The following is a 14,428-nucleotide window of genomic DNA, read 5'->3' on the forward strand; positions in this document are numbered from 1 at the left end:
GACTTACTTCGCGCTGAACGCGGCGGCGACGGCATCGCGGATCTGCTGCAATGCCGATGGATCTTCAATAGTCGGCAGATCACCGGGGTCGCGGCCTTCGGCGAGCGCCGCGATCGCGCGGCGCAACAGCTTTCCGGAGCGCGTCTTCGGCAGCATCGACACCAGCACGACATGCGCGGGCCGCGCGATCGCGCCGAGTTGGCGATCCACGGTTGCGCACAGTTCGGCGGAGAGTTTTACACGGGCTTCATCGGACTCGTACGCACCGGCGTCGCGCACGACGACGAACGCCACGGCTGCCTGTCCTTTCACCTGATCCGTCACGCCGACCACGGCGACTTCCGCGACCGCCTTGTGCGCCGACAGTGCCTCTTCGATTTCTCGCGTGCCGAGGCGATGGCCCGCGACGTTGATCACGTCGTCGGTGCGGCCGAGGATCGTTACATAGCCATCTTCGTCCTGGATGCCCCAGTCGAATGTCGAATAGAGCTGCTGGTTCGGCACGCTTTCCCAATACGTTTTGACGAAGCGCTTGTCGTCGCCCCAGACGGTCGACATGCAGCCCGGCGGCAACGGATAGCCGAGCGTGATCACGCCTTTTTCTCCCGGCGCGCACGGCTCACCCGTGTGCTCGTTGCGCAGCGTCAGGTCGTAGCCGTAGCAGGGCACGCCCGGCGAGCCGAGCTTTTGCGGCAGCGCTTCGACACCGCGCTGGATCGCGAGAATCGGCCAGCCGGTCTCCGTCTGCCAGAAGTTGTCGACGACGGGCTTGCCGAGCGCATCGGAGATCCACGAAGCGGTTGGCTCGTCGAGCGGTTCGCCCGCTAGGAAGAGCGTGCGCAGGCTCGACAGATCGGCCTGTTTCAGAAGCGCCGGGTCCTGCTTTTTCAGCACACGGATGGCCGTCGGCGCCGTGAACATCAGATTGATTTTGTGCTGCTCGACGAGCCGCCACCAGATGCCGCCATCGGGGCGGATGGGCGTGCCTTCGTACATGACGGTCGTGAGGCCCGCGATCAGCGGCGCGTAGACGATGTAGCTGTGGCCGACCACCCAGCCGACGTCGGACGCGGTGAACATCGTGTCGCCCGGCTTGCCCTGGAAGATGTACTCCATCGATGCCGCGAGCGCGACCGCATAGCCGCCGACATCGCGCTGCACGCCTTTTGGCTTGCCTGTTGTGCCGGACGTATAGAGCACGTACGAAGGTTCCGTCGATTCAAGCCATTCGCATGGCACGTGCGCGTCGAAGAATTGCTCGCGTAGGGGCTCGTACGCGACGAGATACGGCGCGTTCAGGCGCTCGGGTGCCAGTTGCCGGTCGATCAGTAGCACCTTGGGCGTCTTGTGCGTCGCGCGCGATAGCGCTTCGTCGACGAGCGGCGTGTAGTCGATCACTTTGCCTGCGCGCGCGCCGGCATCGGCTGTGACGATCAGCGCGGGTTTTGCGTCGTCGATACGCGCGGCGAGATTCGGCGCGGCGAATCCGCCGAACACCACCGAGTGGATCGCGCCCAGGCGCGCGCATGCGAGCATTGCGAACACGGCTTCGGGGATCATCGGGAGATAGATGAGCACGCGGTCGCTGCGCTTGACGCCGAGCGAGCGCATCACGGCCGCCATCCGGTTCACTTCGGCGTGCAGATCGGCATAGGTGTAGCGGCGCTCGATGCCCGTTTCCGTCGATACGTAGACGAGCGCGTTCTGTTGCGCGCGCTGCGCGAGGTGGCGGTCCACCGCGTTGTGGCACAGGTTCGTTTTGCCGCCGACGAACCAGCGCGCGAAGGGCGGGTTTGAGCGGTCGATGACGGTGTCGAATGGGGTTTGCCAGTGGATGCGGTTGGCCTCTTCGCGCCAGAATTCTTCGGGGGATTCGATTGAGCGGCGGTGGAATTCGCAGTAAGTGGTCATTGGGCGTGGCCCCTCCAGGCTGTGGCTTTTCGCTGGCGCGCGGGTTTGCACAGGATAGTGCAGGGGGGTGTTGGCGGCAACGCGGGTAGACCAGGGGTTTGGGTTTGGGTTTGGTTTTGGTTTTGTCGGCGACGCTGGGTGCTTGATGGGGCTCGTTGATGGTGTTCGCGGTTTGGTTTTTTTGTCTTTGCGCTGGCATCCGCGAGTTGTCGTGCGGTGTATTGGCCTTTGCGCTGGCATCCGCGCTTTGCCTTCGTGCTTCACGCGTCGCCCCTGTGCGGTGCGGCACCTACTTTTCTTTGCCGCCGCAAAGAAAAGTAGGCAAAAGAAAGCGGCTCACACCGCCAGTTCTTGTGTTTGCCTGAGGGCCCTCAACGGGTCTTACGCTTCACACGGCGGCGTCTACGTTCAGCGCATGTTGCCAACGCTCCGAATGAGCGCCTCACCCGCTTCGAATACCCATGCACGGGCAAGCGGCAGCGAATGGTATGTGCCGCCCAGGTGGCAAACTGTGTGTAGGTTGTCGCGTCGTACAGGGTTGCGCTCTTACAGGGTGGAACGCGTGCGCTATTGGTCCGAAGTGAGGCGTGTGGAGCACTTGGGCCGACACACAGTTTGCCACCTGGGCGGCGGTGGACTATCTGGCGAGGCATGCTGAAACGCGGGAGCGTGAAGTGGGTGAGGCGCACTGCAAGAGCGCTGGCAACGAACTTGAATCGAGAAGTTGCCGCGAGAAGTAAGGGACCGGTTGGGGTCCCTCAGGCAGGAAGAAGAGTTGGCGGTGTGAGCCGCTTTCTTTTGCCTACTTTTCTTTGCGGCGGCAAAGAAAAGTAGGTGCCGCCCCGCACAGGGGCGACGCTTGAAGCACGAAGGCATAGCGCGGATGCCAGCGCAAAAGCCAAAACACCGACCGGCAACGCCCGCGCCACGAAGGCAAAACGCGGATGCCAGCGCAAAGGCAAGCACCCGCAGGCAACACATGAAGCACGAATGCAAAAAAACCAAACCGCTCGCGCCGCGAATCCAGCCCGCGGCAAGCGAGCAAACAAAAAACCACCATCAGGCTTTGACCTTCTTCCCCTCAACATCCGGCAAAAACACAGTCAAGATCCCGAGCAACGGCAAGAACGAGCACACCTTGTACACATAGGCGATGCTAGTCGCGTCAGCCAGTTGACCAAGCACGGCGGCGCCGATCCCGCCAAGCCCAAAGGCAAACCCAAAGAACAGCCCGGCAACCATCCCGACCTTACCAGGAATGAGCTCCTGCGCATAAACGAGAATCGCCGAAAACGCCGACGCCAGCACGATACCGATAATGACGGTCAGCACCCCCGTCCAGAACAGATTCGCATACGGCAGCAACAGAGTGAACGGCGCAACACCAAGAATCGACACCCAGATCACATACTTGCGCCCAATCCGGTCGCCAACCGGACCACCAATCACCGTACCCGCCGCAACGGCAGCAAGGAAAACGAACAGATGCACCTGCGCGGCCTGCACAGGCAGATGGAACTTGTCGATCAGATAGAACGTGAAGTAGCTATTGATGCTGGTCAGATAGAAGTACTTCGAGAACACCAGCAGCACGAGAATGCTCATCGCGAACGCGACCTTGCCACGGGGCAGCGCCGCGTGCGCAACCTGCCCGGCGCGTGCCTTCTTGGTCGCAGGATGATGTTTGTACCAGCGGCTGATATACGTGAGCACGAGAATCCCGACGAGCGCCGCCGCCGAAAACCACGCAATGCTGCGCTGGCCATGCGGAATCACGATCAGCGCCGCGAGCAGCGGCCCGAGCGACGAGCCAGCGTTGCCGCCCACCTGAAACAGCGACTGCGCAAGCCCATGCTTACCGCCCGACGCCATGCGCGCCACGCGCGACGATTCCGGGTGAAACACCGATGATCCGCATCCAACCAGCGCCGCCGCGATCAGCAGCACGCCGAAGCTCGGCGCCACCGACATCAGCAGCAGGCCCGACAGCGTAAAGCCCATGCCGACGGGCAGCGAGTACGGCTTCGGATGCTTGTCCGTATAAATGCCGACCAGCGGCTGCAGCAGCGAGGCCGTGATCTGATACGTCAGCGTGATCAGGCCGATCTGCCCGAACGACAGCGAGAAGTTCGCCTTCAGCATCGGATAAATCGCAAGGATCAACGACTGAATCATGTCGTTCATCAGATGCGAGAAGCTGATTGCGCCAAGGATCGAATAGACGGTCTTCGCTTGCGGCCGGGGGGCGGCAGGAGCTGAAGCTGAAGCGGCGGCGCCAGCCAGGGCGCCTTTGTCGAGGCTGGTTTCCATGAGGTCGGTCAGGAGAGGGTGGCTCGGAAGCAGACGCCGGCAGTTGCGGCAAGACCGTCGGCGACAGCAGATGTTTTTAGCGTTTGATGAAGTGTAGTGTGTCTCCCTTCAATTGTCCGGCCAAGTTTTGTCGTGATTCGGACATCTGTTGGCGCGTCAAATGAGCGATCGTGCCTGTTTTTTGTGCGGCGGATGCAGTCGGCGGCACCGGGATGGCGCGTCTTCTGCCGAATTAGAGTGAAAGCCATCGCGCAAAACGTGGGAAAACACGCCCAACGAATTTTGGCCAATGTATAAATCCGACGCGGCGCGCTGCCCACAAGGCGGCGCGCGCGGGACCGGGAAAATTGCCGGACGGACGGCCTCAAGAACGCCGTCGGCGATGCCGTCAACCCGGAGAGAAAAGCAGCAATGCCGGAACTGACCTTTCCGGCAGCACGACAAGCGGGGACGAGAAATATGAAAGCAGTTTCGCTGGGTGGCCAGACGGGCGCGGGTTTCGTGCCGGATGGTGAAGCAGTGGGAGGACGGCCGGGTTCGGGCAAGCGGCCGGCGGGCGGCAGGATGCGCAGCTGGTCGGTGAAGACGACCTTGCGGTTCGCCTTTGCGGTGCTGCTGGCGGGCACGCTGGCGATCGGCGTGTTTTCGCTCGCGCAGATTAGCCGCCTGAACGGGCAGATGCGCTCGATCTACGAGCAGGGCCATATCGCGAGCCGGGCTGCGGAGGAGGCGCGTGGCTACCTGTTGCGTTCGAGCCGCGCCCAGAAGATGCTGCTGACGGCGACGACCGCGAAAGAACGCGACGAACTCGGCGCCGATATCGACAAAGGGCTGACGGGTCTGTCGGCCGAACTCAATACGCTCCAGCAATACGCCGATTCCGCCGCCGCCACGGCGCAGCAGAAGAAGTTCGCTGCCGCGATCGGCGTGTGGAGCGGGCATATGCGCGATTTCGTCACGCTCGTGAAGGCGCAGCCGCTCGACCTGTCGCAGATGAACTGGCAGGTCGGCACCACAGACGTGTCGCTGCTCGTCGAGACGGGCAAGCTCGAGAAGCTCGTCGATGAGCTGGTCGCGCAGCGCGGCACGGCCGCGAAGGCGACGATCGACGCGTCGTCGTTTATCTATCAATCGTCGTTCGTGATGATGGCCGTGATGACGATCGCGCTGATCGTGCTCGCGTTCGTCATCAGCGAGTGGGTCGTGCGGCGTCTCGCGCGCCAACTGGGCGGCGAGCCGGTGTACGCCAAGGAGATCGCGACCCGGATCGCAGCGGGCGATCTGTCGAACGACATCGCGCTCGGCAAGCGCGACAACGGCAGCATGCTGTCCGCGCTGCGCGACATGCAGAACGGTCTGTCGTCGACGGTCTCGCATATCGCGGCGAGCGCCGAGGCGATCGCGGCCGCGTCGGGGCAGATTTCGATGGGCAATCTCGACCTGTCGCAGCGCACCGAACAGCAGGCGATGGCGCTCGAACGGACGGCGAGCAGCATGGAGGAGTTGACGTCGACGGTGCGTCAGAACGCGGACAACGCGAAGCAGGCGCGCACGCTTGCCGACAATGCGTCGTCGATTGCGGAGAAGGGCGGCGACGTGGTTGGCCGCGTGGTCACGACGATGGGCCAGATCAACGACAGCGCGAAGAGCATCGGCGACATCATCGGCGTGATCGAAGGGATAGCGTTTCAGACGAACATTCTCGCGTTGAATGCCGCCGTCGAGGCGGCGCGTGCGGGCGAGGAAGGACGCGGGTTCTCGGTGGTGGCGGGTGAGGTGCGCAACCTTGCGCAGCGCAGCGCGGCGGCCGCCAAGGAGATCAAGACGCTGATCAGCGCGTCCGTCGAGCGGGCGAGCAACGGGTCTCAACTCGCGCAGGACGCCGGGCAGACGATGGACGAAGTCGTCAAGGCCGTGAAGCGTGTGACGGACATTATGGGTGAGATTTCGGCGGCTTCCGCCGAGCAGAGTTCTGGGATCGAGGAGATTAACCTCGCGGTGTCGCAGATGGATGCTGGGACTCAGCAGAATGCTGCACTCGTCGAGCAGGCTACTGCCGCTGCGCGGGCGTTGGATGATCAGGCGCAAGCGCTGAAGGTCGCTGTGGCGAAGTTTTCCCTGCGGTGAGGGGGTGGTTTGTCTGCGACGCTTTGGTTTGCTTGTGTTTGAGCTGGCATTCGCGTTACGGTGTTTGCTGTTCAAGCGTCGCCGTTTGGTGATTTGGCCTTTGCGGTGGCATCCGCGATTCGTTAGCGTGCTTCACGCGTCGCCCCTGTGCGGGGCGGCACCTACTTTTCTTTGCCGCCGCAAAGAAAAGTAGGCAAAAGAAAGCGGCTCACACCGCCAACATTTCTTCTTGCCTGAGGGCCCCCAAAGGTTCTTATGCTTCACACGGCAATCACGTGACCCACGCTCGTTGCCAGCGCTCGTGCGTGCTCATCACCCGCTTCACTCATCTGCGTTACAGCATGCCGTGCCAGATATTCCACCGCCGCCCAGGTGGCAAACTGTGTGTAGGCGTTCGCACCATAAACGCACCACTCCGGACCGATAGTACACGCGTACCACCCTGTAAGAGCGCCACGCTATACGACGCGACAACCTACACACAGTTTGCCACCTGGGCGGCGCAAACCATTCGCTGCCGCGAGCCCAAGTTCGGGTGTTTGAAGTGGGTGAGGCGCTCATTCAAAGCGTTGGCAACGAACGCGAACAGCAATGCTGCCGTGTGAAGCGTAAGACCCTTTGGGGGCCCTCAGGCAAGAAGAAAAATTGGCGGTGTTAGCCGCTTTCTTTTGCCTACTTTTCTTTGCGGCGGCAAAGAAAAGTAGGTGCCGCCCCGCACAGGGGCGACGCTTGAAGCACGAAGGCAAAACGCGGATGCCAGCGCAAAGGCCAGAACACCGACCGACGACACTTGAAGCACGAAAGCAAAGCGCGGATGCCAGCGAAAGAACAAACCAAACCGGCCGCGCCACGAAGGCAAAACCGAAACCACCCAGCGTCGCAGACAATCAAAAAATCACGAAGGCGTAACAACAACCGTACACGTCGTCCCCGCCGAAAGCAGAACCCCTTCAGGCACCGAATCAATCTTCACCCGCACGGGCACCCGCTGCGCCAACCTGACCCAGTTAAAAGTCGGATTCACATCAGCCAGCAGCTCCCGGCTCTGCGGATTATCGCGATCATAAATCCCGCGCGAAATACTCTCGACATGCCCCTTCAGCGTGCCCCCGCTCATCAGCCTGATATCAGCCTTATCACCAACCTTCACATGCGGCAGCTTCGTTTCCTCAAAATACCCATACACCCAGAACGAATTGCTATCCACGACAGCCAGCTTCGCTGAACCCGAAATCGCATAATCCCCGCGATACACGTTCAGATTCGTCACATACCCATCAACCGGCGACACAACACGAGTGCGCTCCAGATTGAGCTTCGCCGCATCCAGCGCGGCCAGCGCCTGCTGATACTGCGCCTCGGCGGCAGACGCCGTGTGCGTCGCGTTCTCGCGGTTTTCCTTCGACACCACGAGACTATCCATATCCGCACGCCGCTGCGCATCGTCACGCCGCATCTGCAATTCGGCCTTGCGCGCGGCTACAGCAGCCTGCGCCTGCTCGACGGCGATCTGATAGTGCGACGGATCGATCTGCATCAACAGATCGCCCTTGTGAACGAACTGGTTGTCGCGCACGGGCAGTTCGACCACGGCGCCTGAGACATCCGGCGCAATGTTGACGACTTCGGCGCGCACGCGGCCATCGCGCGTCCATGGCTCGTCCATGTAATGCACCCACAGGGCACGCCCGATCAAGATCGCGACGACGAACACGATGGCCGTCGCGATAAACCCAATGATATTTCTGATTGTCATGATTCGACTCGGATCAACGATAAACGGCGAGGCCCAGCACGCCGCACACACACACGAGCAAGCTCGCGCGGAACAGGGATGGGTGCCACACGACGCGATACAGGCCCGTCCACGCTATCGCGCGGTCGAGCAGCCAGGTGATCGCGGCGCCCGCAATGAACAGCAGCACGATGGCGGGCACGTAGGCGTCGAGAACGGCAATCTCACGTGGCATGGCGAACTCCTTGTGGCGCATCGCTGTTCGTGTCGCTCGCGTCGTTGGCTTGCGCCAGCGGCGATTGCGGATCGAGCAGCGCGCTCCGGATGAAATGCAGGTAACTCAAAATGCGTTGCAATTGATGACGCTCGTCGCGCGGCGGCGTGAAGGTCGAAAGCGTCTGCTGGACGGCGGCGATCGCATCGGCTGTCGCGGCCAGCGCGTTATCGAGGCGGGCGGCGCGAGGGCGCTCGAACAGGCGGCTCACGGCGGCGCAGGTCGCGCGCAGACTGACGCGCCACGGCATCGACGGCGCATAGCGCGCATCGCGCGGCAGCGTCGCGACTTCGCTGCGCAAGTCGATCACGGCATTGCCGATCTCCAGCACCGCGAACATCCAGCGCATCGTGTCGCGCTTCACGTCGGGCTCGCTGGCCGCCAGCGCGTTGATCTGATGCATCAGGTCGCGCGCGCCGCTCTCGAAGCGCGTACGTAGCCGCCACAAACGTCCGATGCGGCCGCGGCACGCCAGCACCACCTGCGCGCGCAGATCGGCGAGCAGCCGGTTGCGCAGCCACGGCGTCGACGGCGGCAGCAGCACCGCGAACGCAATCGAAGCGACCAGCATCGAAAGCGCGAGCGCAATGGCATCGTTGATGAAGCCGCTCGGATCGTAGTGAATCACGTTGTCCGGCCCCGCGAGGAAGCAGAAGAAAATGCAGTAGCCGACGCCGTATCCCGCGAGCTTCGGCCGCGTCGTCATCCACACGCCGAGCGCAAGGAAGGGCGTGAGCGCGGCGCACAGCAGCGCAAAGCCGTCGATATGCGGATAGATGCCGAACGTCAGCAACAGCGCGAGCGTCGACGACAGGATCGTGCCCGCCGCCATCTGGAACGCGGTGCGCGTCGGATACGGCGACGACGACGCGAGCGCGCAGACGGCGGCTGCATTGAGCGTCAGCGTCGAGCCGCTCGGCCATGCGGTCGCGATCCAGAACGCGCCGAGGATCGCCATCACGATCGCCGCGCGCAGGCCCGCGACGCCCGCTGCGATGCCGTTGGTCTTCGGCTCGTAACGCTCGATCCAGCGCTCGCGCTCGTGCGTCGCGACAGCGAGCGATGCATACGTCGCTGCGTACGCGTGCAGATCGTCGACGAAGCGGTAGAGCAGTTCCGCGCCCGTGTCGAAATCGAGCAGTGGCACGTCGGCGTCGCTTTCGAGTACGGCGCGGGTCGCGCGCACGCGCTTCGGCAACTCTGCCTTGAACGCTTCGAGTTGCGCGGCTGCGTGCGATGCGTCGGTGGCCGTCAACACCGGCTCGCCCGACTTGCTCAGCAACGGTGAAATCTCGCGGAAGTACGGCTCGAGCGCAGCGACGGCAACTGTCGCGCCCGCTGCGCCGGATGCGCCGGACACACGCAGGCGGTTCATCAGCTGATGCAGCGCGTGAAAGCGCGTCGATACCGTCATGAACTCGCTGTTCAGGCGCGACAGCCGACCGCTGCGCATCCGCGAATCGGGGCTTTCAAACACGGCGACGCTGCGCACGGCCTCGAAGCCGACGATATCGGCAACGAACTTCGCGTTGGTGTCCTCGATGCGCCCGCGATCGGCCTGGCCCGAGAGCGTGGCGCACACATAATCGACGAATGACGAGAAGCGCGCGCGCACCGTGCTGCGCATCTGCTCGCCCGCGTGTTCGGGAAACACGAGCGCGCTGACTACGCCCGAGCACAGAATGCCGACCACGATTTCCGCAACCCGTGTCAGCGCCGACATGAACGCGCCATCGGGATGCTGCGAAGCAGGGATGCCGATCAGCGCCGCCGTATAGCCGGCAAGCACGAAGCCGTACGAGCGAAAGTTGCGGTTGCGCGCCGCGCCCGCCGTGCAGATGCCGACCCAGATCGCCGTCGTGATGATGAACAGCTCCGGCTGCTGCGAAAACAGTCCGATCAGCGCCATCATCACGACAAGGCCGATCAGCGTGCCGCAAATCCGGTAGAAGCTCTTCGCGAACACCATCCCGCTTTGCGGCTGCATCACGATGAACACGGTCGTCATCGCGGTGCGCGGCTGTGGCAGGTCGAGCTTCATCGCGATGCCGAGCGCGAGGAAGCACGCGGCGAGCGCCTTGAAGAGATAAATCCAGGTGCGGCCATCCGTGCGCGCCCAATCGACAAACGCGGCGTAGAAAGCGCTGGGCGTACGGGGCGTGGAAGGGTTCGAGGACATCGGCGGCGCTCCCGTCAGTGGGCGACCGGCGTGCCGGTCGAAACGCTGTTCATCGCGCTGGCGGTGGCTTTGTCGTCCGGTTTTGCGTCATCGCTCTTCTTGCCCTTCCCATGCGCGGGCAACACGTCCTTTTGCGAAGGACCGTCGGCGGGATCGATCACGCCGCCGCCCAACGCCGTCACGAGCGTCGCGTGTACCTGCAACTGTCCGGCCTGCACCTTCGCGACGCCTTCCTGCGCGCGCAGCAGCTGCGTCTGCGCGATCAGTACGTTCACGTAGTCGGTCAGGCCGCGCCGATAACCTTCGCGCGCCAGTTGATAGGTCTTGTTCGCCGTCGCGACGGAACGGTTCGCATCCTTCAATTGAGTATCGAGCGAACGCATCCGCACGACCTGATCGGCGATTTCCTTCAGCGCACCGACGATCGACTGGTTGTATTGCTCGACGGCCACGTCATAGCCCGCCGAAGCCGCGCCCAGTTGCGAGCGCAGGCGTCCGCCCGTGAAGATGGGCAGCGACAGCGCCGGACCCGCCGTCCAGCCGCCCGCCTGGGACTTCAGGAAGCCGAACAGCGGCCCCATTGCCGCATAGCCGCCAACTGACGCGAGCAGATCGATATTCGGATAGAAGTCCGCCTTCGCGACGTCGATGCCGCGCGCCTGCGCGGCGACCGTCCAGCGCGCCGCGACGATATCGGGGCGATGGCCGATCAGTTCGGCGGGCATCGTCGACGGCAGGCCGGCGAAGGCGGACAACGCGATCTGCGGGCGTGTGATCGAATCGCCCGCGCCGGGGCCTTTGCCCGCGAGCGCGGCCAGCTGGTTGCGGCCGAGCGCGATTTCTTCTTCGATCGCGTCGATCTGGCGTTCGTACTCGGGCAGCGGCGTTTCCGCCTGCGCGACTTCGAGCTGCGTGCCGATGCCGCCTTTCAGCCGCCGGTTGGCGAGCGCGGCAACCTGTTCCTGCTGTTCGAGCGTCTGTTTCGCGATATCGAGCAGCGCATAGTTCAGCGACATCTCGATATAGGCGCGCACGATGTTCGATTCGAGTTCCAGCTGCGCGGCGCGGTAATCGGCGGCGCGCGCATGAGCGACGTCGAGTGCTTCCTCGGCGGCGTTCTTGTCCTTGCCCCACAGATCGAGGTGATACGACAGGCCGAGTTCAGCCGTGTTGTTCCAGGACTGCTGGCCGGCCAGCTCGCCCGGACCGTAGAAGACGTTGTCCGGCCACTGCTTGCGCTGAATCTGCATGCTGCCGTTCACCTGTGGCAGCAGCGCGGACTTCGCGACGCCCGCGAACGACTGCGCCTCGCGTACGCGCGCCTGCGCCGCCGCGAGCGTCGGGCTGTCCGCCTGCGCCTGTTCGATCCACGCGTTCAACTGCGGATCGTTATAGGCGCGCCACCAGTCGGCGGCAGGCCATTGCGCATCGGTATTGGCCGCGCGGATGGCGGCGCCGACGTCGAGCGAGGCGGGCTCGGTGCTGGTCGATTGGGGCGCGATGTGTCCCGTGCTCGCGCAGCCGGCGATTATCAACGAGATCGTAAGAACCGACAGCGCGGCGATCCCTTTTGTTACCGGAAACTGCACGATTTGCTCCCCAAATGGCTATAGAACCTTGTAGGGGATTATATTTTTTGATCAGTTAGCGAATAACCCGCAAGGGTGTAACGCATACTTACGGAGAATGAGATAATCGTCTTTCCAAATCGTGCAACAATCCTTCCCGTACTGAAAGATTTGGGTGTAAATCATGGATACGCTTCAGAACATGCGCGTATTTGTCCGCGTCGTCGAAGCAGGCAGCTTCACGGGCGCGGCCCAGCATCTGAACACGACGACGGCTTATGCGTCGCGCGCCGTGTCCGATCTGGAGGCGCATCTGCGCACGCGTCTGTTGAACCGCACGACGCGCCGCATCGCGCTCACGGAGGCGGGCGAGCGCTATCTGCAGCGCTGCGAGCAGATTCTCGCGTACGTCGATCAGGCGGAAGCCGAGGCCAGTGATGCGCACGCGCGTCCGTCGGGCAAGCTGAAGGTTCACGCGATGACGAGCTTCGGCCAGCACTACGTGGTGCCCGCCGTGAGTCGCTATCAGCAGCGTTATCCCGACGTGCATCTGGAACTGACGCTCGCGCAGCGCATGCCCGATCTGCTCGACGAAGGCTACGACGTCGCGGTCGTGCTCGCGCAGAGCTTGCCTGATTCGGGGCTGGTTTCGCAGCGCCTTGGCAGCGCGTTCAGCGTGGTTGTCGCATCGCCGGATTATCTGGAGCGCAACGGCGTGCCGCAGACGCTGTCCGACTTGCGGGGCCACACGTGCCTGCAAATGATCACACCCGTGATGCCCGCCGACGAATGGACTTTCGATGGCCCGAACGGGCAGGAGACGCTGCATCTGGGCGCATCCACGTTCCAGATCAACGTCGCGGAAGCGATGGCCGTGGCGGTGCGCGAAGGCATGGGCGTCGCCGTGCTGCCTATCTATTCAGCCATTGCCGGCCTGCGCAGCGGCGAACTCGTGTGGATTCTTCCGGAATATATCTCGCAGGAAATGAACGTGTACGCGTTGTACCCGTCGCGGCAGTATCTGGACGCGAAGATCCGCACGTGGGTCGAGTTTCTGCGCGACGAACTGCCGGCGACACTCGCCGCGGATCAGGCCGAACTGCGCAAGTTCGCGCGCACTTGAAATAGCGCGTGCATGGCGCGATATGGGTGGAGCAGCCTTTTGACGGACTGTTACATCCCGCTGTCGCGTCGCAACACTTCCTTACTTCCTCGCGGCATCGGGTTTGCTAACGTGTCATCAAGGCGGGCATCTTTCGGCACGCAAGCACATCTGGAATCGAAGAGGACAACATGGATACGAATCTGCTGATGATCGGCGTCGCCGTCATGCTCGGACTGATTGGCGTTGCCGCGTCGCGCGATCTGCTGCGACGCCTGCGGCCGCAGCCGCGTCTCGTGCCGATCCGCGTCGACGAGCGGCAGCGTCGCGCGCGCGATATCAGCGGGCGTTGATTCTCCGCCGTCGACGCCTTTAGATCTCGACCACTTTGTCCCACGTGAACGCCGCGTTTTCGAGCGCCCGCGTGCGCCGGTCGAGATACCCGCGCGGGTTACACACGACGCGCGCGCCGTTTTCTACATAATCGAATGCCGTATGCGTATGGCCGTGTATCCACAGCGTCACGGGCGCGCGCACCAGCGACGGCAGATCATTGACGAAGCCCGCTGACACGACATCATCCGCATAACGCTCGGCGAGACTGCGCCGGTGCGGCGCATGATGCGTGACGACAATCGTCTTGCCCGCGAACGGTTTCGCCAGTTCCGTTTCCAGCCACGCGCGCGCGTGACGGTGAAGTGCGATCGTATCGGCGGCCGTCAGGTTGCGCGGCGTGTTGTCCTGCAGCGCGCCCTGGCCACCCGAGTCGTTTCCCGCTGTCCATGTCACCTGAATTAGCCCGCGATAGTCGAGCATCACGCGCTCGGCCGCCGCGATCGACGCGGCGCGTGATTCTTCATCATTGCCGTAAAGATCGAAGTCGGTCCACAGCGTCGTGCCGAGCACGCGCCACTGTCCGAGCGGATCGACGAGCGTCGTGTTGTTGAGAAAGTACACGTTGTCGACGCTCGCGGCGGCGTCGTGCATCGCCGCTTCGAGCGCACCGAACTCGCCGTCGTAATACTCGTGATTGCCCGGCACGTAGACGACGGGCACCGCGCCGTCGAACGTTTCAGCCGCCCAGCGCAGGCCTTCAGCGTGATTGTGGATGTCGCCTGCCAGCACGACCAGATCGGCGTCCGCATGCGGAATGATTTCCGGCTGGTCGGATTCGAGATGCAGATCGGACAGCACGCGAATTTTCATATACGCCTCTCGCCAG

At 63.0% G+C, this 14,428-nt stretch carries 10 protein-coding genes; 3 read left to right on the forward strand and 7 right to left on the reverse strand.

Going from position 1 to position 14,428, the window contains the following annotated elements:
• Positions 1-3: 3 nt before the first annotated feature.
• Together C2L65_RS04970 and C2L65_RS04975 are read right to left on the reverse strand one after the other, a co-directional pair.
• Positions 4-1,911 (reverse strand): propionate--CoA ligase, encoded by a 1,908-nt coding sequence (locus C2L65_RS04970; protein ID WP_042317012.1) that lies wholly within the window; start codon positions 1,909-1,911, stop codon positions 4-6.
• Positions 1,912-2,970: 1,059 nt separating this feature from the next.
• A complete protein-coding gene (locus tag C2L65_RS04975; protein WP_042317320.1) occupies positions 2,971-4,221 on the reverse strand; it encodes an MFS transporter in 1,251 nt (416 codons plus the stop codon).
• A gap of 459 nt (positions 4,222-4,680) precedes the next feature.
• Between C2L65_RS04975 and C2L65_RS04980 the strand changes: the two genes are divergently transcribed.
• Complete coding sequence (locus C2L65_RS04980; RefSeq protein WP_042317319.1) at positions 4,681-6,348, forward strand: methyl-accepting chemotaxis protein; 1,668 nt, start codon at positions 4,681-4,683, stop codon at positions 6,346-6,348.
• A gap of 895 nt (positions 6,349-7,243) precedes the next feature.
• On the opposite strand, the gene C2L65_RS04985 is transcribed toward C2L65_RS04980, so the two are convergent.
• The 4 genes from C2L65_RS04985 to C2L65_RS05000 are packed head-to-tail and all read right to left on the reverse strand — an operon-like array spanning position 7,244 to position 12,125.
• The gene (locus tag C2L65_RS04985; RefSeq protein ID WP_042311252.1) at positions 7,244-8,104 is read right to left on the reverse strand and encodes an efflux RND transporter periplasmic adaptor subunit; all 861 of its coding nucleotides are present in this window, start codon (positions 8,102-8,104) and stop codon (positions 7,244-7,246) included.
• 13 nt (positions 8,105-8,117) lie between these two features.
• Positions 8,118-8,318 carry a DUF1656 domain-containing protein gene (locus C2L65_RS04990; RefSeq protein ID WP_007585430.1) on the reverse strand — a complete coding sequence of 67 codons (201 nt, stop codon included), beginning with the start codon at positions 8,316-8,318 and terminating at the stop codon, positions 8,118-8,120.
• Positions 8,308-10,536, reverse strand: coding sequence for an FUSC family protein (locus tag C2L65_RS04995; RefSeq protein WP_042311254.1), 2,229 nt, complete (start codon positions 10,534-10,536; stop codon positions 8,308-8,310). Before C2L65_RS04995 ends, C2L65_RS04990 begins: the two co-directional genes overlap by 11 nt.
• A 14-nt stretch (positions 10,537-10,550) precedes the next feature.
• On the reverse strand, positions 10,551-12,125 hold the full coding sequence (locus C2L65_RS05000; protein ID WP_042311255.1) for an efflux transporter outer membrane subunit: 1,575 nt from the start codon (positions 12,123-12,125) through the stop codon (positions 10,551-10,553).
• 163 nt (positions 12,126-12,288) lie between these two features.
• On the opposite strand from C2L65_RS05000, the gene C2L65_RS05005 reads away from it, so the two are divergent.
• Entirely contained in the window at positions 12,289-13,227 is a 939-nt protein-coding gene (locus tag C2L65_RS05005; RefSeq protein WP_035990361.1) for a LysR family transcriptional regulator, read from the forward strand.
• Positions 13,228-13,397: 170 nt separating this feature from the next.
• Positions 13,398-13,559: a hypothetical protein gene (locus tag C2L65_RS46100; protein WP_167306437.1), complete on the forward strand. Its 162-nt coding sequence runs from the start codon at positions 13,398-13,400 to the stop codon at positions 13,557-13,559.
• Positions 13,560-13,578: 19 nt separating this feature from the next.
• Here the strand turns inward: C2L65_RS46100 and C2L65_RS05010 are convergent, their stop codons facing one another.
• Positions 13,579-14,412 carry a metallophosphoesterase gene (locus tag C2L65_RS05010; RefSeq protein ID WP_042311257.1) on the reverse strand — a complete coding sequence of 278 codons (834 nt, stop codon included), beginning with the start codon at positions 14,410-14,412 and terminating at the stop codon, positions 13,579-13,581.
• Positions 14,413-14,428: the final 16 nt, after the last annotated feature.

Origin of the sequence: Paraburkholderia terrae (genome assembly GCF_002902925.1) — a bacterium.
Lineage (GTDB): Bacteria > Pseudomonadota > Gammaproteobacteria > Burkholderiales > Burkholderiaceae > Paraburkholderia > Paraburkholderia terrae.